This is a genomic window from Faecalibacterium sp. Marseille-Q0746 (assembly GCF_017377595.1).
Lineage (GTDB): Bacteria > Bacillota > Clostridia > Oscillospirales > Ruminococcaceae > Faecalibacterium > Faecalibacterium duncaniae.
On the sequence record NZ_JAFREI010000021.1, the window covers coordinates 1 to 19,640 of the forward strand.

23 protein-coding genes and 2 pseudogenes are annotated in these 19,640 nt (G+C 50.6%); 24 read left to right on the top strand and 1 reads right to left on the bottom strand.

Annotated elements, in window-relative coordinates; all coding sequences use genetic code 11:
- From J3351_RS11430 to J3351_RS11500, 15 genes and pseudogenes are all read left to right on the top strand, one after another.
- Positions 1-282, top strand: a pseudogene (locus J3351_RS11430) (DNA recombinase); the annotation flags it as partial.
- A gap of 4 nt (positions 283-286) precedes the next feature.
- Positions 287-664 (top strand): TnpV protein, encoded by a 378-nt coding sequence (locus J3351_RS11435; protein WP_005944774.1) that lies wholly within the window; start codon positions 287-289, stop codon positions 662-664.
- A gap of 13 nt (positions 665-677) precedes the next feature.
- Positions 678-962, top strand: a complete 285-nt coding sequence (locus tag J3351_RS11440; RefSeq protein ID WP_005944778.1) for a DUF6809 family protein — start codon at positions 678-680, stop codon at positions 960-962.
- A 131-nt stretch (positions 963-1,093) separates the two neighbouring features.
- Positions 1,094-2,626 (top strand): hypothetical protein, encoded by a 1,533-nt coding sequence (locus J3351_RS11445; protein WP_015573038.1) that lies wholly within the window; start codon positions 1,094-1,096, stop codon positions 2,624-2,626.
- A gap of 266 nt (positions 2,627-2,892) precedes the next feature.
- Entirely contained in the window at positions 2,893-3,417 is a 525-nt protein-coding gene (locus J3351_RS11450) for a hypothetical protein (RefSeq protein ID WP_015516227.1), read from the top strand.
- Positions 3,418-3,544: 127 nt separating this feature from the next.
- Complete coding sequence (locus tag J3351_RS11455; protein ID WP_207697784.1) at positions 3,545-3,904, top strand: DUF3847 domain-containing protein; 360 nt, start codon at positions 3,545-3,547, stop codon at positions 3,902-3,904.
- Positions 3,870-5,366: a MobQ family relaxase gene (gene mobQ, locus J3351_RS11460; RefSeq protein ID WP_207697785.1), complete on the top strand. Its 1,497-nt coding sequence runs from the start codon at positions 3,870-3,872 to the stop codon at positions 5,364-5,366. The genes J3351_RS11455 and mobQ (J3351_RS11460) overlap by 35 nt, the downstream gene beginning before the upstream one ends.
- Entirely contained in the window at positions 5,363-5,665 is a 303-nt protein-coding gene (locus J3351_RS11465; protein WP_024729653.1) for a hypothetical protein, read from the top strand. The genes mobQ (J3351_RS11460) and J3351_RS11465 overlap by 4 nt, the downstream gene beginning before the upstream one ends.
- Positions 5,666-5,676: 11 nt before the next feature.
- On the top strand, positions 5,677-7,548 hold the full coding sequence (locus J3351_RS11470) for an AAA family ATPase (RefSeq protein WP_207686922.1): 1,872 nt from the start codon (positions 5,677-5,679) through the stop codon (positions 7,546-7,548).
- Positions 7,549-7,690: 142 nt separating this feature from the next.
- A complete protein-coding gene (locus J3351_RS11475) occupies positions 7,691-7,849 on the top strand; it encodes a transposon-encoded TnpW family protein (protein WP_002596227.1) in 159 nt (52 codons plus the stop codon).
- 41 nt (positions 7,850-7,890) lie between these two features.
- A pseudogene (locus J3351_RS11480) lies at positions 7,891-8,778 on the top strand (VirD4-like conjugal transfer protein, CD1115 family); the annotation flags it as partial.
- Between the two features lie 95 nt (positions 8,779-8,873).
- On the top strand, positions 8,874-9,032 hold the full coding sequence (locus J3351_RS11485) for a Maff2 family mobile element protein (protein ID WP_207697786.1): 159 nt from the start codon (positions 8,874-8,876) through the stop codon (positions 9,030-9,032).
- A gap of 136 nt (positions 9,033-9,168) precedes the next feature.
- Positions 9,169-9,393, top strand: a complete 225-nt coding sequence (locus tag J3351_RS11490; protein WP_015540949.1) for a helix-turn-helix transcriptional regulator — start codon at positions 9,169-9,171, stop codon at positions 9,391-9,393.
- 18 nt (positions 9,394-9,411) lie between these two features.
- Entirely contained in the window at positions 9,412-9,831 is a 420-nt protein-coding gene (locus J3351_RS11495; RefSeq protein ID WP_025579721.1) for a nuclear transport factor 2 family protein, read from the top strand.
- 34 nt (positions 9,832-9,865) lie between these two features.
- Positions 9,866-10,630, top strand: a complete 765-nt coding sequence (locus J3351_RS11500; RefSeq protein WP_015540951.1) for an MBL fold metallo-hydrolase — start codon at positions 9,866-9,868, stop codon at positions 10,628-10,630.
- 45 nt (positions 10,631-10,675) lie between these two features.
- On the opposite strand, the gene J3351_RS11505 is transcribed toward J3351_RS11500, so the two are convergent.
- The gene (locus tag J3351_RS11505; protein ID WP_025579723.1) at positions 10,676-11,497 is read right to left on the bottom strand and encodes a helix-turn-helix domain-containing protein; all 822 of its coding nucleotides are present in this window, start codon (positions 11,495-11,497) and stop codon (positions 10,676-10,678) included.
- A 533-nt stretch (positions 11,498-12,030) separates the two neighbouring features.
- Between J3351_RS11505 and J3351_RS11510 the strand changes: the two genes are divergently transcribed.
- The 9 genes from J3351_RS11510 to J3351_RS11550 all read left to right on the top strand — a co-directional run bounded on the left by J3351_RS11510 (position 12,031) and on the right by J3351_RS11550 (position 19,608).
- Positions 12,031-12,222, top strand: coding sequence for a hypothetical protein (locus J3351_RS11510; protein WP_172455309.1), 192 nt, complete (start codon positions 12,031-12,033; stop codon positions 12,220-12,222).
- A complete protein-coding gene (locus J3351_RS11515; RefSeq protein ID WP_207697787.1) occupies positions 12,223-12,561 on the top strand; it encodes a DeoR family transcriptional regulator in 339 nt (112 codons plus the stop codon). It abuts the gene before it with no gap.
- On the top strand, positions 12,558-12,872 hold the full coding sequence (locus tag J3351_RS11520) for a DUF3847 domain-containing protein (RefSeq protein ID WP_025579729.1): 315 nt from the start codon (positions 12,558-12,560) through the stop codon (positions 12,870-12,872). The genes J3351_RS11515 and J3351_RS11520 overlap by 4 nt, the downstream gene beginning before the upstream one ends.
- Positions 12,873-13,226: 354 nt before the next feature.
- Positions 13,227-13,706: an MGMT family protein gene (locus J3351_RS11525; RefSeq protein ID WP_015514786.1), complete on the top strand. Its 480-nt coding sequence runs from the start codon at positions 13,227-13,229 to the stop codon at positions 13,704-13,706.
- 159 nt (positions 13,707-13,865) lie between these two features.
- The gene (gene mobQ / locus J3351_RS11530) at positions 13,866-15,455 is read left to right on the top strand and encodes a MobQ family relaxase (protein WP_096241072.1); all 1,590 of its coding nucleotides are present in this window, start codon (positions 13,866-13,868) and stop codon (positions 15,453-15,455) included.
- A gap of 71 nt (positions 15,456-15,526) precedes the next feature.
- Positions 15,527-16,174, top strand: coding sequence for a CHC2 zinc finger domain-containing protein (locus tag J3351_RS11535; protein ID WP_025579733.1), 648 nt, complete (start codon positions 15,527-15,529; stop codon positions 16,172-16,174).
- A 13-nt stretch (positions 16,175-16,187) separates the two neighbouring features.
- Positions 16,188-17,486 carry a virulence-associated E family protein gene (locus J3351_RS11540; protein ID WP_025579734.1) on the top strand — a complete coding sequence of 433 codons (1,299 nt, stop codon included), beginning with the start codon at positions 16,188-16,190 and terminating at the stop codon, positions 17,484-17,486.
- Positions 17,487-17,739: 253 nt separating this feature from the next.
- Entirely contained in the window at positions 17,740-17,937 is a 198-nt protein-coding gene (locus tag J3351_RS11545; RefSeq protein ID WP_015514788.1) for a hypothetical protein, read from the top strand.
- A 6-nt stretch (positions 17,938-17,943) separates the two neighbouring features.
- Positions 17,944-19,608, top strand: coding sequence for a recombinase family protein (locus J3351_RS11550; RefSeq protein ID WP_015514789.1), 1,665 nt, complete (start codon positions 17,944-17,946; stop codon positions 19,606-19,608).
- The last annotated feature ends 32 nt before the right edge of the window (positions 19,609-19,640 follow it).

A 19,640-nucleotide genomic window follows, 5' to 3' on the forward strand; every position in this document is an offset into this window, starting at 1 on the left:
TTCGTGGGTCGTTTCGTTCCCCCTGCGTTTGGCGAAGTGGAGCTTACCCCGGAGGAATTAGAGGAAATCCGCAAGCGTGAGGAACGCAAGGACAGGCTCCACCAGAACTACTTGAAGCGGAAAGCCAATGGTAAACAGAAAGAGTATGAGGAGCGCACGAAAGCCAAGAAAAAAGCGGAGATTGAAGCCAGAAAACAGGCAATCCGCACCGAGGATATTGCCAGAGGGGTATTTATCCCGGTGAGCAGTTTGCCGCAGCTGGGACCGAGAAAGGGAGCGTGATTTTATGAAAGAGTTGAAACCGAGAATCCATGAGAACGGTATGGACTATGTGTTGGTGGGCGACTACTATGTGCCGGACTTGAAGCTGCCGGAGGAACGCCGACCTATTGGGCATTGGGGACGCTTGCACCAGTCCTATCTGAAATTGCACCGTCCCATGCTTTACAACGAGCTAATTTTGTCCGGCAGGCTCCACACCGTCGTTGCCGATCTGAACGAGCAGGCGGCAGACAGGCTGGACTTGATTATCCGGCAGATGATGAAAGCCGAGGGCGTGACCGAAGCCATGAAAGCGGAAAATCAGATGTTATGGGTGCAGTCAATGAACTCCATCCGCTGCCGGGCAGAGGAAATCATCAAGACGGAACTAATCTACTGTTGAGAGAGGTAAAGCTATGATTTTGGAAGCCATGTATAATGGGGAGTTTTATCCCTGCGAGACAGTTGTACCTACATCACCGGAATACCGAAAGGCAGTCATAGCCTGTGAAAAGCTCATGGAGCAGTTGTCCCAGCGGCTCAGCAAAGAGGACTATGAGCTGGTGCAGGAACTCCGGGCGCAGACAGCAATCGCCCAATGTGAAGAAAGTGAAAGTCACTTCAAGTATGGCTTTTCCGCTGGGCTGATGTTCAGCAGGAAGCCCATGAACAAGTGCAGCAGAAGAAAGAAAAATAGATGAAGAAAGCCGCCTGAGCAGAAAGAAACTGTTCGGGCGGTTTCAGCATTCGCCAGTAGATTTATTCACACTCTTGTGATAAAATTTACTACAATAAAGAGCGTGATAGCACTAATTTTATGGGGGGATGCTTAATGAATAGAATTTTGAAAAAATTTTTACAGCGGGGTGTCGATTTAAGTCCTGTGGGAGTTGAACTCCGTGAGGATAATACAAATTATTTTTGTACCCCAAAAGGGGCATCGGTTTTTGGATGGGCAGGGATAGATGGTATCCACTTCTGTTTCATTCGTGGATTTGGAGAGATGGTTTTCTCTGTCAGCCCCATGAATACTTCTCCTGATTATGTTCATCCAGTAGCTGAAAATTTTACCGACTTTCTGCGGCTTATACTGGCTTGTGGTGATGTGGCGGCAGTGGAACAAGCGTGGATGTGGAACGAAGCACAGTTTGAAGCCTTTCTCAATGAAAACCCTACAACCCAGGAACAACAGCAAACTTTATCGGAAATTTCAGAGAAGATGAATTTGTTGCCTATGGAACAACCGTGGACATATATCAAAAACCTGCAATCTTCCTTTGATTACAGTCAGATTAAATACACAGAAGATTATTACGATAATGATATGACTTCAGAGGCAGAATTGGTTGCCCCTGAATGGAAGGTCTACTTTGATGGAGATTTCTGGGGACATCGAGGTAAAGACCGTGCCGGAAAAGAGATCAAGCTGGATAAACAATTCGATTGGGCTGGATATCATTGGGTAATTCCGGCAGCTTATTCATGTAGCAAAGGACTTGTCGTTGATTTTTGTATGCGAGTTGATTCAGAAAGCATCCGTGACTTCATGAAAAAATGGAATCTGGACTGGGAAAATGACTCATGTGAAAATTTTACCCGTGAGCAACAGATGCAGATGGAATGGGAAAACCCACTTTGTTTTAACTTCAAACCTTGCTTGAAGTTAAACGAGAAAATATTACAGACAACCCATGGCTGCGCTGTGAGCTTTAATCCTTGTCTGCCAGATGGCGTTATCAATGAGTTGGAAGCAAAATGGGCAATCGACCATTATGGGCTGGATAGTACTTATGGCTGGGTCATATGCAGAGACGTATTTCCTTGGGGAACCAAGCATCACCCTGAAATCAATAAACTTTTTCTTACAATGGAGCAGCAACCAGGACAAGTTCCAGGCTCACATTTCAAAGTTCACGCACCCGGAGATTCATTTATGTTTTCCCATCCTGTTAGCGGAATAACCCATACACTGACCGTGCAGGAAATAGAACAGCAGACAGTTCCTCAAAATAGTTTTGGTTCTGATCGCTGGATTTATCCGACACATTATATTGCCATGAGTTATACACTTACCCCTGAACCGATGGAGAACATTTCGGTTTTTGACTGTGATGAAGGCGATAGACCGATAGAAGTTACACCAGACGATCATTCGTTCCGTCCAGTTGGCAGTAGTTCCTGTTTTGTTGTTGGTGTTATTGGTGGTGCAGATGGTCCGACAGCAGTTATATATGGAACAAATTCACAAGAAAAACTTCATGCTGCTTGTTCTGCTCTGCACTTTGAACCGGTTGGTGATGATGTCGAGTGGCGTATCGTGTTCAATGTTACGCAGTTTGACAAAGAAACATTCCCAATTATCTAAAAATACCCTTAGAACTCTAAGGGCGCACTTCTATACTCTCTGTCGAGAGTGGTGCGTCCTGCGGAGCTTCATTCTCCGTCAGCAGAAGAAAACTGCATGACCGAGAATGTTTCGTCACTTCGTTCCGTCAAGGTGGCTACACCCCCTTGCGCCGCTAAAGCGGCTATCCCCTGTGGACTTGCCGTCCGCAAACGGTTTTGACAAACCGTTCGCCGCCAGCAAGTTTGAAAATCAAGAATCTTAATTTGATAAAGGAGTGTGATTCTATGAAAAAGAAATTACCCATAATCCTCTTGGGTGTTATTTTGGCTTGTGTGTTGGTTTTCGGTTTCCTTTATGCAAACAATGACATTGGTAAAACCGCAAACAGTTTAGAAGCAGACATTCGCCAATCTCAAAAAATTTTGGATGATTGGATTGTTGATGGAAGCATTTCCGACACAATGGCTGCATTTATTTCTTACCCACAGGACAAGACAGACCACACTTTTTCTGTCTATGTAAATCGCCCTGGCTTGTCTTTTGGATATTTCTTCCGTGGTGGTGGAGATATAGTTGAGGTTGATGATTACATTGCAGAGTTTGTTGTTGAGGGAAATAACGAAAGGGCATTTATCTCAATGAATACCCAAAATATTGTTCGACTTGAAGTAGATGATGGCAACGGCATTCAGGTGATTGATATTGATAGTGGCAAGCCTTTCGCCATTGTCCTGCCCCTCAATGTAGGAAACATCTGTTTCTATGATACGAATGGAAATGTTGTGGAATATCTTCGCCAACAACTTTGACCAACTTCAATTTACCGAACTGAACACAACAACTGAATACCGAAAAACTGACCGTTGACTGGTCGCACTATGCGAAAAGTCGGCGGTCTTTTTTTATCCCCAAAATCAAAAAAGGAGGTCAAGCACAATGGCAAAACCGAAAACCCTTGAACAGCTCCGAGCCGACAAGGAACGAGCCGAGACGCAGCTTGCACAGGAACAGCACAAGCTGGAGCGTCTGGAGAACAGAAAGAAGTATCTGGAGAAAGGCGAACGCACCAAGCGCACCCACCGCCTTTGCAATCTGGGCGGCACGATTGAGAGCCTTGCCCCGGAGGTCAAAGATCTCACACGCACCGAAATGACAGAGCTGATGGAACACATCTTTTCTCTGTCCGAAGTCCAGCAAGCCGTCCGTCACATGGCGATTACCCACATCAGCCAAGCAAACAGAGAAAAGGAGTTGAAAGCCGATGGCACTATTTCATCTGAGCGTCACGCAGACTAAGCGAAGCGCAGGACAGTCCGCTATCGCTTCTGCCGCCTACCGAGCCGGGGAGCGATTGTATAGCGAGTATTACGGCGAGTACAGCGACTACACCAGAAAGGGCGGCGTGATCTGCTCCGATATTCTCCTGCCGTCCCATGCTCCCCCGGAATTTGCAGACCGTCAGACCTTGTGGAATGCCGTGGAAAAAGCCGAGCGTGGAAAGAACGCCCAGCTTGCATACAGCTTTGACATTGCCTTGCAGAATGAATTTTCCCTTGAGGAAAACATCGCTCTTGCAAGGCAATTTTTGTTGGAGAACTTTGTGAGCCGGGGCATGGTGGTTGACTTCGCCGTACACCAGCCAGACCGTGAGGACGGCGGCATACCCAATCCACATTTTCATGTGCTTTGCCCCATCCGTCCCATCGAGCAGAACGGCAAATGGGGACTAAAGCAACGCCGGGTGTACGAACTGGACGAGGACGGCAACCGTATCCGAGACCAGAACGGAGAGTTTGTTTTCAACGCCGTTCCCACTACCGACTGGGGCAGTCCCGAAACGCTGGAACATTGGCGTGAAGCATGGGCGGAGATGTGCAATGCCAAGTTTGCGGAAAAAGGTATTGATGTTCGTATCGACCACCGCAGCTATGAACGGCAAGGCGTGGAGCTTCTTCCCACCGTCCATGAGGGCGCAACCGTCCGGGCAATGGAGAAGAAAGGTATACGCACCGAAAAGGGCGAGTTCAACCGCTGGATCAAGGCAACCAATGCCGTTATCCGGGACATCAAGAAGAAAATCGCTCTCCTGTTCGATTGGATTGCCGAAGCAAAAGCGGAGATTGCCAAGCCGCAGGCACCCGACCTTGTTTCTCTGCTGAACGCCTATTACACCCAGCGCAGAGCCGGGGCGTATTCGCAGAAAGGCAAGGTCAGCAATCTAAAGGAGATGAACGAGACTTTCAATTATCTCCGGGCAAACGGCATTTACTCCCTTGAAGATTTGGAAAGCCGTGTCAGCGAACACAGTGCTGCCACAGAGAGCTTGAAGAAAACGCTGGACGAACAGACCGCCCGAATGAAAGCAATTAAGCAGCTCTATGACAGCTCCGCTGCTTTCCAGAGCTTGAAGCCTGTCTATGACGGCTTGCAGAAAATCAAGTTTGAGAAGCCCAGAGCCAAGTACAAGGCAGAGCATGAAGCGGAACTGAAACAGTTCTACGCCGCCAGACGCAAGCTGACCGGGGAGTTCCCGGACGGCAAGGTGGATATGAAAAAGCTGACCGAAGAGTATGACGAGCTGGAACAGGCGCACAACACCACCTATGGCGAGTTTAAGACCGTCAGAGACGATTTACACCGCCTTTGGAAGGTCAAGTCATGTGTAGATACTGCTGCCCGATTTAACGAGCGCACAGAGGAACAAAAGCTCCAAAATCGACCCAAAACACGACACAAAAAGGAGGATATGACACGATGAAAAAATACGACTGGAAGAACGAGTACAACCCCATCCGCAGAACGGCAAAACGCCTTTTGAGCGGAGAAGCTTTGACCGATGGCAGACCGCTTTCCGACCTGATCGAGCTGGACGAACACACCCGGAAATGCCTTGCCTTTGAAGCCACCCTCACCGACCGCCAGATTGATATGTTGCAGGAGCTGGGCTATCTGCCTGTTATCATGAGACAGTACGGCGAGGAATGTGCGAACTGCCCCTACACGCTGGACGAGCGTGAGCATGGCATTTGCAGACGATGCGCTGTTTTCAAGAAGTAAGGAGGATGCCCATGCAGTACACCCAAGCACAGATTGACCGGGCAAACGCCGTCAGTCTGGAAGATTTTCTCCGCACACAGGGAGAGACGCTTATCAAAAGCGGACGGGAATACCGCTGGAAAGAACATGACAGCCTGACCGTCCGGGGAAACAAGTGGTTTCGCCACAGCCAGAGCAAGGGCGGCTATCCCATTGATTTTGTCATGGAGTTTTACGGCAAGTCCTTTCCCGAAGCAGTCCAGCTCTTAACCGGCGAAAGCGCCGAGGGACAGAGCGAAGCCAGCACAGCACCGCCCACAGCGTTTCACTTGCCCTTGCACAATAGAACAGCCGACAGAGCAATTCAATATCTTTGCGAAAGCCGAGGTCTCAACAAAACGCTTGTTGAGGCTTTTCTTCTTTCCGGGGATATTTACGAGGACGCAAAGCGGCACAATGTTGTGTTTGTCGGCAGAGACCGAAGCGGTACGCCGAGATACGCCCATGTGCGAGGAACGGCAGACCCATTCAGACAGGACATTGCCGGGTCTGACAAATCCTATCCGTTCCACTATGAGGGAAACGGCAACCAGCTCTTTGTCTTTGAAGCACCGATTGACCTTTTGTCCTTTATCTGCCTTTATCCGCAGGACTGGCAGACAAGGAGCTACCTTGCCCTGGGCGGCGTTTCAGGCAAAGCCCTTGACCGTTTTCTTTCTGAACGCAAGGACACCCGAAAAGTGTTCCTCTGCCTTGACAGCGACACCGCAGGAAGTGAAGCCTGCACCCGACTGGCACAGGACATTCCCGGTGAGATCGCCGTCATTCGCCTTGTCCCGGCAAGGAAAGACTGGAACGATGTTCTCCGTCAGCAAGGGGACATTCCCAGCCGCAAATTCATAGCCGAGACAATCACGCTGCGAGAGCTGCCCACCGCCCAGCCTGTTCCCATGCTCCGCATGGCAGATGTGGAGCTTACGAGCGTGGATTGGCTATGGTTTCCCTATATCCCCTTTGGAAAGCTGACGATTATACAGGGCAACCCCGGCGAGGGTAAGACCTACTTTGCCATGCGTCTTGCGGCGGCTTGCACCAACCGAAAGCCTTTACCTGGTATGGAGACCCTTGAGCCTTTCAACATCATCTATCAGACCGCCGAGGACGGTTTGGGCGATACCGTTAAGCCCCGGCTGATGGAAGCTGACGCAGACCTTGAACGAGTGCTTGTCATTGACGATAGGGACACACCGCTGACCCTTGCCGATGAGCGCATAGCAAGGGCAATCCGGGAAAACAACGCAAGGCTGGTTATCATTGACCCGGTACAGGCGTTTCTGGGCGCAGATGTGGACATGAACAGAGCAAACGAGGTGCGCCCGATATTCCGCAGTTTGGGAGACATTGCACAGGCTACCGGGTGCGCTATCGTGCTGATTGGACACCTGAACAAAGCCGCAGGAACGCAAAGCACCTACCGGGGATTGGGGTCTATCGACATTACGGCGGCAGTCCGCAGTCTGCTGTTTATTGGCAAGCTGAAGGACAGTCCCACAACGAGGGTGCTTATCCATGAGAAAAGCTCCCTTGCGCCGCCCGGTCAGTCTCTTGCCTTTTCTCTGGGAGACGAGAAAGGTTTTGAATGGATAGGGGCTTATGACATTACCGCTGACGAGCTTCTTGCCGGGACGGACACCGCCAAGACCGAGAGCAAGACCGCACAGGCGCAAATGCTCATTCTGGAACTGCTTGCGGACGGAAAGCGTATGCCGAGCGCAGAACTGGAAAAGGCAGTCAATGAGCGTGGGATTTCCTCACGCACCATGAGAACGGCAAAGAGCCGTATCGGGGACAGACTTGTGACCGAGAAAGACGGCACAGCATGGGTCTGCTATCTCCGAGACTGACAACAGGAACACGGCAAGCGTGGCAAAGACGGCAAGGTTTTTATAGATACCTTAATGTTGCCGCCTTGCCTTGTTCCCTCATACCGACATCACCCGATGATGAACAGTCACCGGGCATTTTTCATTTACAGGAGGACTTTGAATGAACAATACCGCAACCAACACCGCCACTTGCCCTACTGTCAGAAAGCAGATTGGCAAGACCACCTATATCGTCCGTGTCCATTTCAGCGAGACCGCCAAGGAGACGATGGAGGACAAAATCAAGCGTATGCTCCGTGAGGAAGTCCGCAAAATGTGACTTCTTTTTGAATTTGATGAAAAAGTCCTTGACTTTTCGTCTCTGGCAAGACGGCAAAAAGCATTTTAATTTCCTGCGGTGCGCGGCTGGCTCCCTTTGACATCCCGCAGCTTCGTGAAGTCATGGCCTATGACGAATTGGAGCTTGACCGCATCGGAGATCGGAAAACGGCGGTATTCTTCATCATTTCCGATACCACGCAGACCTACAACTTTTTAGTGGCACTTGCATTTTCGCAGATGTTCAACCTCCTGTGTGAACGGGCGGACAATGTTCACGGTGGCCGCCTGCCGCACCATGTACGGGTGCTATGGGACGAGGCAGCCAACACGGGACAGGTGCCCCAGCTCGAAAAGCTGGTCGCGGTCATCCGCTCCCGTGAGGTGAGTTTGTGCTTGTTGTATCAGCAGTTGGCACAATGCAAGGCCATTTACGATAAGCACGCCGAGACAATCCTCGGCAACATGGACAGCGTGGTGTTCCTTGGTGGCCGCGAAGCCAGCACCATCAAGGAAATATCCGAGAACTGGCTGGGAAAAGCCACAATCAGTATGCAGACCGACAGCCGCTCCCGTGGTCAGTCGGAAAGCTACAGTCAAAATACCCAGCGGCTGGGCCGGGAACTGATGACCCCAGCCGAACTTGCAACCATGCCGGGAGATAAATGTATTTTGCAGCTTCGGGGCCTGCCCCCGTTCTTCTCTCCCAAGTATGATCTGAAACGGCATCCGAACTACCGCTATACGGCGGAGGCCGATAAACAGAAAAACGCTTTTGACCTCGACAGGCTCATTAACCGCCGCAGGCGGCCCGGTCTGAACGAGGCGTGTACGATGTATGAGGTGACTGTGCCGGACGATGCACTCACGGAAGAGGACGAGGACATCCTCAACTATGATGACATCGACGATCCAGACGCCTTTGCATAAATGCTTCGAGACAAAGTGTCCCGAAGTTTGTAACCTGCCGCCTGCATGGGCGGCTTTTTTGTTACCGGGAAAATCCCGGAGAAATGGAGGCTTATATGGCATTTTTCTCATCTGCAATCGACACTTTACAGACCCTCGTTATCGCTCTCGGCGCTGGCCTTGGCGTATGGGGTGTGGTCAATCTGCTGGAGGGCTACGGCTCGGATAACCCGGGCTCCAAGTCCCAGGGCATGAAGCAGCTTATGGCTAAGTAGATGTAATCAAGAAAAGAAAGGAAAAGCACAATCCAGACGGAACCGGCGGTTGTGTCAAGAAATATTTGTGGAATAGCAAGAACTTTGATATAATGGGAACAGAAACCCCGGAACCGGGAGAAAGGCAGGAGGATAAATGCACATAAGCTATAAACCCCTCTGGCACACGCTGGTTGAGCGCAATATGAGGAAAGAGGACTTGCGGATTGCCGCCGGTCTTACCACAAATATGATTGCCAACATGGGTAAAGGCAAAAACATCAGCATGGAAACGCTGGTTCGTATCTGCGAAGCCCTGAATTGTGGCATTTTGGATGTAATTGAATTAGAGCAGGACAAAGACGCTGAAAAATTAAATTGACAAGGAAGGCGCTGCGAAATGGACAATAGAGAAAAAATTATCAGACTTTGGTTTGATATGTGGCTTGCAAAAAAAGATTTGGGTATATTTAATGTATTTTCTGATAATGCCGTATATATTGAAAGTTGGGGGCCAGAGTACCACGGCTCCAAGAAAATAAAACTTTGGTTTGAGGAATGGAATACCCGTGGAACTGTCTTGCAATGGGACATCAAGCAATTTTTCCATAAAGGCAATCAAACCATTGTTGAATGGTATTTCAAAAATAAGATGGACGCCGGTAACGTAGAAGCGTTTGATGGAATGTCACTGATAGAATGGACGCCAGATGGCAAGATTGCTCTCTTAAAAGAATTTGGTTGTAACGAAAATCGGTATGACCCTTATAAAGATGGCAATATACCACATTTCAGAGATGAAAATGCAAAGTGGTTTTAACTGGAAATTCAGTTGCTGGAGGTAATTATGCGGAATGGATAATTGGTTTACCATTGAGCAAATAGACCGTGATACATTCTCTATTAGCGAATACAAGCACTGGGAAGAAACACATTGTTATCTATTATGTGGGGAAAAATATGCTATTCTCATTGATACAGGTTTAGGCGTTTCCAACATCAGAAAAATTGTGGACTCTCTGACAAAGCTGCCTGTTATGACAGTTACAACTCATGTTCATTGGGATCACATTGGCGGGCATAAGTATTTTGATAATATCGCCGTACATGAAGCGGAAAAGGACTGGCTATCGGTCAGGTTTCCGATACCATTGCAAGTTGTGAAGAATAATTTGACAAGGCTTCCTTGTGATTTTCCAAGAGATTTTGATATTAACGCTTATCAGATTTTTCAAGGTATCCCACAAAGAATTTTACACGATGGCGATTTTCTAAATTTAGGCGGGCGGGAAATTCAAGTTGTTCACACGCCGGGACATTCTCCCGGACATTGTTGCTTTTACGAACCAGAACGAAACTATTTGTATTCCGGGGATTTGATATACAAGGGAAGCCTGGACGCATTTTACCCAACTACCGACCCGAAGCTATTCTATCAATCTATAAGGCGAATACGGAAATACAATATAAAAAAAGTTCTGCCCGGACACCATCAGTTGGATATTCCCGTTTCTTTGATAGCCGATATTGAAGCCGGATTTGCACAATTAGAGAGAGCCGGAAAACTCAAACAGGGAAATGGATTGTTTAAGTTTCAGGATTTCCAAATTCATATATAATCAAAGCTGCCGTTGCAGGAACAACCATTCCCACAACGGCAGTTTTCATTTCCACGGCCTGCGCCGGAAGTTCATACCGGACTGTTTTATCAGCGGGGATTTCTTGAACAGCTTCTTCAAAAGGCTTCGTTCCTCTTGTGAGAGCCGCTTATATTTAAGCTGAAACGCCTTGCAGAATATCTCCGTGAATTGCTGAACCCTGTCCCCCGGCGATTGCATGGCCTTTTGTACTTCCCGTATCAGTTCATCGGCGGGCGTGGTATCCGGCGCACTTTCACTGTCATTTTCGTGCGCCTTGCGTATGTCGTGGAGAATGGCATCCCATGTTTTGTGCGTCACATGGCAGAAGAAATCTTCTTCCTCTACCTGACAGGCTTCCAATACTTTGATTGCCCGGTCTGCCGTAGCTTCGGGATGTTCTTCCAGTATCATAGCCCGTAAAGCAGCCAGTGAGCTGTTTGTGTCATGAAAGTGCATGGTTGCTATCCCGTCCACATAGATTTCTGCGTCTGCCAACAGTTCCCTGAATTTTTCATGGGAGATAATCTCACACAGCAGCCGGTTGTTGAAGCGTTCACTTTTCAGCAGTTCCACGACTTCATCACTCAAATGTAATTCTTCTATCGGCGTGTTTTCATATTTCCGATTGTTGGTAAGGCCGAGCAGATAGTCAACGGACACCTGATAAAAGTCTGCCAGCTTCAACAGGCTGCCGTGATTGATTTCCTTGTATTCATCGTTGTCGTTTTCATAGCTGCCGAGGGCTGATTTTGAAATGCCGGTTTCCTGCGCCAGTTCTTCCAGATTTAAGCCCCGTTCCACCCGTAAATCTTTCAGGCGTTCCTGTACGGAAATGCGGGTTTTCATAGATACATCGCTCCTTCCTGCGGCTGGCTGCCGCCGTCCATCCCATTATACCATACCCGTTCCGCAATCGTGGAAATTTTCGTTTTTGGGACGGTTTTCCTACTTTGTGGATATACGGGAGAAGGCTCAAAAATGTGCCATAATGGGCTTAGTTCATCGATGGATTATTCCAATCGAATGACCGGCCTGTATGGGATATGCTCCTCGGCGATGTAGCGCAACGACTTGCGGCAGGGAAATGGAGGAACCATGACCGCAACGAGCGTACCAAAGGGAGCGAAACGCCGTTGTGAGAGCCAGGGGCAGGAACGACATCAGGGAGAACCGGCGAAAATGAACACCGAATTGATACCGAAACACAACAATCCGATAGGGCATAGTCTACCCTATCCGTAATACTACGGGGGATTTCCGGGCGGCTCTATGGCCGCTTTTCCCTTGAAAATCGCCCCGAAACACAACACTAAAATCTGTTATCCGTCTATTGCGGCTGTTACGGCTGAAATGGGCGGATTTTTGTTTAAGGAGGCACCATGCCGAGAATGCCGAAAAAGAGGAAGCTGGAACTGTCTTTCTTCCTCAATGAACGGGGGCGGGTAACGTACAACGACCTTTGCCGGAAATGCCAGCGTACTTGCAAGCAGAGTTTCCGGGCGGTCATTGTGGACTGCCCCCATTATCTTTCCAAACGCTCAAAACGAAAAGTAAAGGAGGACACCGATTGAATGGAAGTTGAATTTATGACCGCAGACACCCCCTTGCCGCCCTGTATGCCGCTGCCGAGAGCCATGCTGCGGCTCCCGATCAGCAGCACCGCCAAGGTCATGTACGCCCGGATGTTGGATATTGTTTTTGTATCCGGCATAGAGGACACCAATGGGATTTTATTTATCCATTTCCCCATCGTGGAACTGGCGGCGGCACTTGCCCGCAGCACCATGACCGTGAAGCGTTCCCTGAATGAATTGGAGGACGCCGGACTGATACTGCGAGTGCGTCAGAGCTTCGGGGAACCCAACAAGATATATGTACTCATTCCGAAAAAGGAGGACAGCCGCCTATGAATGAAAAGCTGGAAGCACTCAATCAGGAGATAGAGAAAACGGAAAAGAAGCTGCAGAGGGCGCAGCATGAAGAAAAGATGTTGGAACACCAGATAAAGACGCTGACACGGAAGGAACGGACGCACCGGCTTTGCACCAGAGCCGCCATGCTGGAAAGCTACCTTCCCCACCCGGAAGCCATCACGGATGAACAGGTCAGTTTGTTCTTGAAGCTGCTGTTCCACAAAGACAGCACTCGTCAGCTCATGGAAAAAGTATTTGCCGGTAACGGTAATTTTCAGGGAGAGGACGCAGGCCGGAAACGGCCATGATTGCTTTCAGAGCCGCAGCCCGTGGACTGCCCCTCTGAAAGAGGGCGCAACTATACACCACCTGAAGGTAGTGTGTTGCGCCCTGCCGGGGCTTCCTGCGGAAAGCGGATGATTGCCCGCAGCGTTCCGGCTCCAGCCAATCATCACAGGGGAAGCTACACTTCCCCTGCGCTGGCTGCCGCCAGCTACCCCTTTGTGGACTTGCCGCCCGGAAACACCTTGCGCTGCAAGCTGTTCCCGTTCAGCAAGTTTATTCAAATCCAATCACAATTACATTTTTCAAGATTATTTTCAAACCGTCTCATTGCATGGAGTAGTCTACTCCACTATAATTAAGGCAGGAGGTGTTGAGAAATGGCGAATGAAGATAAAAAAGATTTTAATGCCATGCTACACGATAGCAAGGATATGCCTAAATTTCAGACCATTACCGACCAGAAAAGCATTGAGAAATATGGCGGAAGCAGAATGTATTTTGCCCCGCCAATCGATTATGACAAGGTAATGAAACTAATTCCTTATGGCAAAGTAATTACTGTCGGAAAAATCCGTGAATATTTTGCTGAACTGAATGGAGCGGATTTCACAGAGCCTATTACAGCAGGAATTTTTGTATCTATTGCAGCATGGGCGAGTTACCAGCGTTCCGAAGATGAAACCCCGTATTGGCGAACCTTAAAGGCAAACGGGGAATTGAACGCAAAATATCCCGGCGGTATAGAAGCACAAAAGGAAAAACTGGAAGCAGAAGGCCACACAATTATTCAGAAAGGACGCACAAATATAAAGTATTTCGTAAAGGACTATGAAAGCGTTCTTTTTGATTTGAGATAGGAATTTTGAGTTGTAAAATATCCCATCATCGGGCCAACCTGACCCGAACTTTCAAAACTGAATACCAGCCGCCCACCGGCGGCACCACCGAGCAGGAAATCTTGAAACAGGTTCCCTGCTCTTTTTTTGCCCGGACGCCGGGAGAAAGGAGGACACGACTTGCCATGCCCGCACTTTGATGTGAAAATCATCCAGCGCAGCAAGCGCCAGTCAGCCGTTGCGTCTGCCGCCTACCAGAGCGGGGAACGGCTGTTTTCCGAATACGACCAGAAACAGAAATACTATTCCCATAAAAGCGAAATCGTCCACACCGAAATCATGCTGCCGCCCCATGCCCCGCCGGAGTACGCAGACCGGAATACCTTGTGGAACGCCGCCGAAGCCATCGAAAAACAATGGAACTCCCAGCTTGCCCGGAGGTTCGTGCTTGCCATACCGAGGGAACTTCCCCGGTCACAGTACGCCGACCTTATCCGGGACTACTGCCGGGAGTTTTTCGTTTCCAAGGGCATGATTGCCGATTTTGCCATCCATGACAAGGGGGACGGAAATCCCCACGCCCACATCCTTCTTACCATGCGGGCGATGGACGAACAGGGCAAGTGGCTTCCCAAGAGCCGGAAGGTCTACGACCTTGACGAGAACGGCGAGCGTATCCGGCTTGCGTCCGGCAGATGGAAAAGCCACAAGGAGGATACCGTGGACTGGAACGACCAGAAGTACGCTGAGATATGGCGGCAGGGCTGGGCTGACACAGCGAACCGCTATCTGGAAGCCATCGGCAGCCCGGAGCGCCTTGACCTTCGCTCCTATGTCCGACAGGGGATTGATAAAATCCCCACTGTCCACATGGGGCCAGCGGTCAGCCAGTTGGAGAAAAAAGGCATACAGACCAACATCGGCAACCTGAACCGGGACATCAAAGCCGCCAATTCCCTCATGCAGTCTATCCGGCAGATGGTACGCAGCTTAAAGGGCTGGCTGTCCGGCCTGAAAGAGAAAAAGGCGGCGCTGCTGGAAGCGCTGGAACAGGCAAAGGAGCCGACCATCCCCGAACTGCTTTCCCGGTATCTGGATAAACGGAGCGAGGAACGTACCGGCTGGACTTCCAAGGGGAAGTTAAAAGGAACCGTTGGCGATTTCAACAAGGTTATGGAAGCCCTTGACTTCCTGCGGCAGAAAGAGATTTCCACCGTAGAGAGCCTTGACGCCTATCTGGATGAAGCCAGCGCACAGGCCGTTTCCATCCGTGAGGAAATCAGGCCGATGGAGAAACGTGTGAAAGAGATTGACCGGCTGCTTTTCCATATCGGGAACTTTGAAGCAAACAAGCCGGTTCATGCGAAATATGCCGCTATCCGCTGGAAGAAACCCAAGGAGAAATTTGCCGCCGACCATAAGGAGGAACTGGACGCCTACAACGCTGCCCTGCGGTATTTCAAGGTTCACCTTGATGGGGCGAAGTACAGCACAAAGAAGCTGGCCGGGGAACAGGCACAGCTTTCAGAGAATATCGCTTCCAAGACGGAAGCGCTGACTGCCGTACAGGAGGATGTAAAGATTTTGCGGGATGTGCGCCACTGGCTCAATCAGGTTTTACCATCCGAGCAGTACCGCCAGACCGCAGAGCCGGGAAAGAAACCGTCCATCCAGCAGGCGGTCAAAGGCCGGGAGCAGCGTATCCGGGAGGAACAGGCAGAGAAACACCAGCAGCCCCGCCGCCAGCAAAAACAGGATATGGAACTTTAACCAATCAGGCGCTTGCCATTTTCCCCGTGAGAATGACAGGCGCTTTTTCTATTTTCAGGAGGATTTGCCTATTGAATGTATTTGAAGCCGTGAAACAGTCTGTTACCACCCGGCAGGCTGCCGAGCATTACGGTATCCTGGTAGGGAGAAACGGGATGTGCGTCTGCCCCTTCCATGACGATAAAAACCCCAGCATGAAGGTTGACCGGCGCTTCCATTGCTTCGGCTGTCAGGCAGACGGGGATGTGATTGACTTTGTTTCCCGTCTGGAAAACGTCAGCCCCAGGGAAGCCGCCCTCATGCTGGCGCAGGACTTCTCCATCCCCTATGAGGATAAGGAGCCACCAAGCAGGAGCCGCCCGAAGCGAAATCCCCGGAAGGAAAGCCCGGAACAGCAATTTAAGCGCATGGAGCGATATTGCTTCCGGGTACTGTCCGACTATCACAATCTGCTGCGCCGCTGGAAGCGGGACTATGCCCCCAAGACGCCGGAGGAAGAATGGCACCCGCTTTTCGTGGAAGCCTTGCAGAAACAATCCCATGTGGAATATCTGCTGGATGTGCTGCTGTTCTCCGACATAGGGGAACGGGCTGCCCTGATTACCAGCTACGGAAAGGAAGTGAGGAACCTTGAGCGGAGAATGGCAGACCTTGCCGCCCGAACTGCGGCAGGCCGTGACGGACACCATCGAAGCCGCACCCCCGCCCCGGAGCGTTGAGGAAGTCAAGGCCATGCTGGAGGGCACCGAGAAAGGCGGCGTGCGGAACAGTATCCACAACTGCCTGACCGTGTTCCAGTATGACCCCATTCTTTCCGGGGCGGTTGCAAAAAATCTCCTGACCGAGCGTATTGACCTTCTAAAGCCCATCGGCAGGAAACGCAGAACCGGCAGCAAGGCCATGACCGACACGGACATGAAATATATCCGGCTGTATCTGGAAGATACCTACGGCCTGACAAGCGAGAAAAAGATAGCAGACGCCGCTGATCTGGCCGCAGACGCCAACAGCTACCATCCCATCCGGGACTACCTGAACGGCCTTGTCTGGGACGGGAAAGAGCGTATCCGCTACTGCCTGCGTCACTTTCTGGGAGCCGACACAGACAACTTCACTTACCATTCCCTGCGGCTGTTCCTGCTGGGAGCCATCCACCGGGCTTTCTGCCCCGGCTGTAAGTTTGAGGTCATGCTCTGTCTGGTTGGCGGTCAGGGAGCCGGGAAATCCACCTTCTTCCGGCTGCTGGCCGTAAAAGACGAGTGGTTTTCCGATGATTTGCGGAAGTTGGACGATGATAACGTGTACCGCAAGCTACAAGGCCACTGGATAATTGAAATGTCGGAGATGATTGCCACCGCAAACGCCAAGAGCATAGAGGAAATCAAGTCATTTTTAAGCCGCCAGAAGGAGGTCTATAAAATCCCCTACGAAACCCACCCGGAGGACAGGCTGCGGCAATGCGTGTTCGGCGGGACTTCCAATGCGCTGGACTTCCTGCCCCTTGACCGTTCCGGGAACCGGCGCTTCCTGCCGGTCATGGTCTACCCCGGACAGGCCGAGATACACATTTTGGACGATGAAGCCGCTTCCAGAGCCTATATTGAACAGGTATGGGCGGAAGCCATGACAACCTACAAAAGTGGCGATTTTAAGCTGTCTTTTACGCCCGAAATGATACAGTACCTCAAAGAACACCAGCGGGATTTCATGCCGGAGGACACCAAGGCCGGGATGATACAGGCATACCTTGACCGCTACACTGGCAGCGCCGTATGCTCCAAGCAGCTTTTCAAAGAAGCCCTGAACCACCCCTTTGACGAGCCGAAGCAATGGGAAATCCGGGAGGTCAATGACATCATGAACCACTGTATCACGGGATGGAAGTATTTCTCCAATCCCCGGATATTTGAAGGATACGGCAGGCAGAAGGGCTGGGAACAGGAAGCCCCGGCAACGGGCGCTGACAACGGACGTGAAAAAACGCCGGACGGATTTGTGGAAGTCACGGAGCAGATGGAACTTCCCTTCTGAAATATCCGGGAAAATCACAGCCGGTTGCCGACCCCGTTGCTATCCCGTTGCCGAGCCGGTTGCCGGGAAAAAGCCCGTAACTGCGGGCTTTTCTCCCCTCTGACAACCAAAGCAACAGAAAAATAAAAGAAAAAGTAAATAAACAATAACCCGCCAGACAGAGATTGTTTTCGAGGTTTTTTGAAGCCCGTTGCCGGACTTCGTTGCCGACCCTCTCCTGTCTGGCTTATTTCATTTATGGAGGTAACTGCCTATGGCAAAAAACAAAACTGAAATCCATGTCACAACGGTATTTGACGGCGAACTGGACGCTACGGACGTTTTCGTGAGCCTGATTGCACAGAAATACAGCCAGAGAAATGATAAAGAATATCTTGCGAAAAAGCAAGATTTAGAGTATAATAAAGACAAGGTTCAGCATGACCGTGTTCCGTCTGGATTGTGCGGGTAAACGGTTATGATGAACGGAATGGAATATACAGGCATGGACGCAATACTGGCGGGCAGCTTCCGGGCGGCTATTTATTGCAGGCTTTCCAAGGACGATGACCTTGACGGGGAGAGCGCCAGCATTGCAAACCAGCGGGATATGCTGGAAAACTACTGCGAGAAGCAGGGATGGGAGGTTGTTGCAGTCTATCAGGACGATGGCTACACGGGGCTGAACATGGAGCGCCCCGACCTGAAACGGATGTTGAAAGCCATCGAGCGCAGGCAGGCCAACCTTGTGATAACGAAAGATTTATCGAGGTTAGGCAGGAATTATTTGCAGACCGGCTTCCTGATTGAAGATTTCTTCCCCCGCCACGGCGTGCGCTATATCGCCATGAATGACGGTATCGACACCATGCGGGACAACAACGACATTGCGCCGTTCAAGAACATCCTCAACGAGATGTACAGCAAGGACATTTCCAAGAAGGTTCATTCCTCTTATCTGCTGAAAGCGCAGAAAGGCCAGTTTACCGGCTGCCTTGCCCCCTTCGGCTACCAGAAAGACCCGGAGGACAAAAACCACCTGCTGATTGACGAGGAAACGGCACCCATTGTCCGGCGTCTGTTTGCGTGGGCGCTGGAAGGACACGGCCCCAACTACATCCGGCGCAGGCTGGAAGAAGAAAAAATCCCCTGCCCGACCTACTGGAACCGGGTACGGGGGCTGCGGAACGTGTCAACCAAGTGGGAAAAGAAAGACCCGGTAAATGGGCGGTATATCTGGGACTTTACCGTGATTAAGGACATCCTGATGAATCCCGTCTATACCGGCGCTATCGCTTCCCAGAAGAAGGAATACCGCTTCAAAATCGGCACCATCGGGGAGAAGAAGCCGGAGGAATGGATTGTCGTGGAGAACCAGCATGAGCCGCTTGTTGACCGCAAGACCTTTGACATCGTGCAGCGCAAGCTGAAATCCCGGCAGCGCCCCCGCCAGACCGGGGAAATCAGCCTGTTTGCGGGGCTTATCAAATGCGGCGAGTGCGGGAAGTCGCTGACTATCCGCTACACCAACGAGAAGCACCCGAAGCAGATTTATTCCTGTAAGACCTACAATGCCTACGGGAAACAGCACTGTTCCCAGCACCGGGTTGAGTACGACACCCTGTACCGGCTTGTACTGAACAAAATCCGGGAGTGTGCCAGAGCCGCCCTGATGGACGGGGAAGCCGTTGCCGGGAAGCTGTCCGACACCTGCGAAGCCGAGCAGAAAGGCCAGCGGGAAGCGTTGGAACGCTCCCTTGCCAAAGACGAGGAACGGATTGACGTTCTGGAAAAGATGGTTCTGCGGCTGTATGAGGATATGGTTGCCGGACGTATCAGCGAAGCAAACTTCAATCTGCTGATGGAAAAGACGCAGAAGGAACAGGCCGAGTTGAAGGCGAGGGTTGAGGAAGGCCGGAAGAAGCTGGCCGATGAAATCCGGCTTGCGTATGACGCCCGCCAGTGGGTAGAAGCCATTCAGGAATACGCCGACATCACGGAACTGGACGCAGCTACCCTTAATCGCCTGATTAAAGAAATCGTTGTCCATGAGAGCATAGACAGCGATAAAACAAGACACATTTCTATCGAAATTCATTTTAATCTCAAACCCCTCCCGGAAGTGGAGCAGGTCACAGCCTGACCTGCCCCGCCGGGGCGGTTCTAAAAAAACTC

What these genes read in the sequence shown, in the direction of transcription:
- J3351_RS11525 (WP_015514786.1), top strand. Translation starts at nt 13,227, where the DNA reads ATGGCGAATGAAGATAAAAAAGATTTTAATGCCATGCTACACGATAGC.
- J3351_RS11550 (WP_015514789.1), top strand. Translation starts at nt 17,944, where the DNA reads ATGATGAACGGAATGGAATATACAGGCATGGACGCAATACTGGCGGGC.
- J3351_RS11440 (WP_005944778.1), top strand. Translation starts at nt 678, where the DNA reads ATGATTTTGGAAGCCATGTATAATGGGGAGTTTTATCCCTGCGAGACA.
- J3351_RS11450 (WP_015516227.1), top strand. Translation starts at nt 2,893, where the DNA reads ATGAAAAAGAAATTACCCATAATCCTCTTGGGTGTTATTTTGGCTTGT.
- J3351_RS11435 (WP_005944774.1), top strand. Translation starts at nt 287, where the DNA reads ATGAAAGAGTTGAAACCGAGAATCCATGAGAACGGTATGGACTATGTG.
- J3351_RS11545 (WP_015514788.1), top strand. Translation starts at nt 17,740, where the DNA reads ATGGCAAAAAACAAAACTGAAATCCATGTCACAACGGTATTTGACGGC.
- J3351_RS11445 (WP_015573038.1), top strand. Translation starts at nt 1,094, where the DNA reads ATGAATAGAATTTTGAAAAAATTTTTACAGCGGGGTGTCGATTTAAGT.
- J3351_RS11465 (WP_024729653.1), top strand. Translation starts at nt 5,363, where the DNA reads ATGAAAAAATACGACTGGAAGAACGAGTACAACCCCATCCGCAGAACG.
- J3351_RS11475 (WP_002596227.1), top strand. Translation starts at nt 7,691, where the DNA reads ATGAACAATACCGCAACCAACACCGCCACTTGCCCTACTGTCAGAAAG.
- J3351_RS11505 (WP_025579723.1), bottom strand. Translation starts at nt 11,497, where the DNA reads ATGAAAACCCGCATTTCCGTACAGGAACGCCTGAAAGATTTACGGGTG.
- J3351_RS11520 (WP_025579729.1), top strand. Translation starts at nt 12,558, where the DNA reads ATGAATGAAAAGCTGGAAGCACTCAATCAGGAGATAGAGAAAACGGAA.
- J3351_RS11515 (WP_207697787.1), top strand. Translation starts at nt 12,223, where the DNA reads ATGGAAGTTGAATTTATGACCGCAGACACCCCCTTGCCGCCCTGTATG.
- J3351_RS11510 (WP_172455309.1), top strand. Translation starts at nt 12,031, where the DNA reads ATGCCGAGAATGCCGAAAAAGAGGAAGCTGGAACTGTCTTTCTTCCTC.
- J3351_RS11500 (WP_015540951.1), top strand. Translation starts at nt 9,866, where the DNA reads ATGGATAATTGGTTTACCATTGAGCAAATAGACCGTGATACATTCTCT.
- J3351_RS11485 (WP_207697786.1), top strand. Translation starts at nt 8,874, where the DNA reads ATGGCATTTTTCTCATCTGCAATCGACACTTTACAGACCCTCGTTATC.
- J3351_RS11490 (WP_015540949.1), top strand. Translation starts at nt 9,169, where the DNA reads ATGCACATAAGCTATAAACCCCTCTGGCACACGCTGGTTGAGCGCAAT.
- J3351_RS11495 (WP_025579721.1), top strand. Translation starts at nt 9,412, where the DNA reads ATGGACAATAGAGAAAAAATTATCAGACTTTGGTTTGATATGTGGCTT.
- J3351_RS11540 (WP_025579734.1), top strand. Translation starts at nt 16,188, where the DNA reads ATGCTGGAGGGCACCGAGAAAGGCGGCGTGCGGAACAGTATCCACAAC.
- mobQ (WP_207697785.1), top strand. Translation starts at nt 3,870, where the DNA reads ATGGCACTATTTCATCTGAGCGTCACGCAGACTAAGCGAAGCGCAGGA.
- J3351_RS11470 (WP_207686922.1), top strand. Translation starts at nt 5,677, where the DNA reads ATGCAGTACACCCAAGCACAGATTGACCGGGCAAACGCCGTCAGTCTG.
- J3351_RS11455 (WP_207697784.1), top strand. Translation starts at nt 3,545, where the DNA reads ATGGCAAAACCGAAAACCCTTGAACAGCTCCGAGCCGACAAGGAACGA.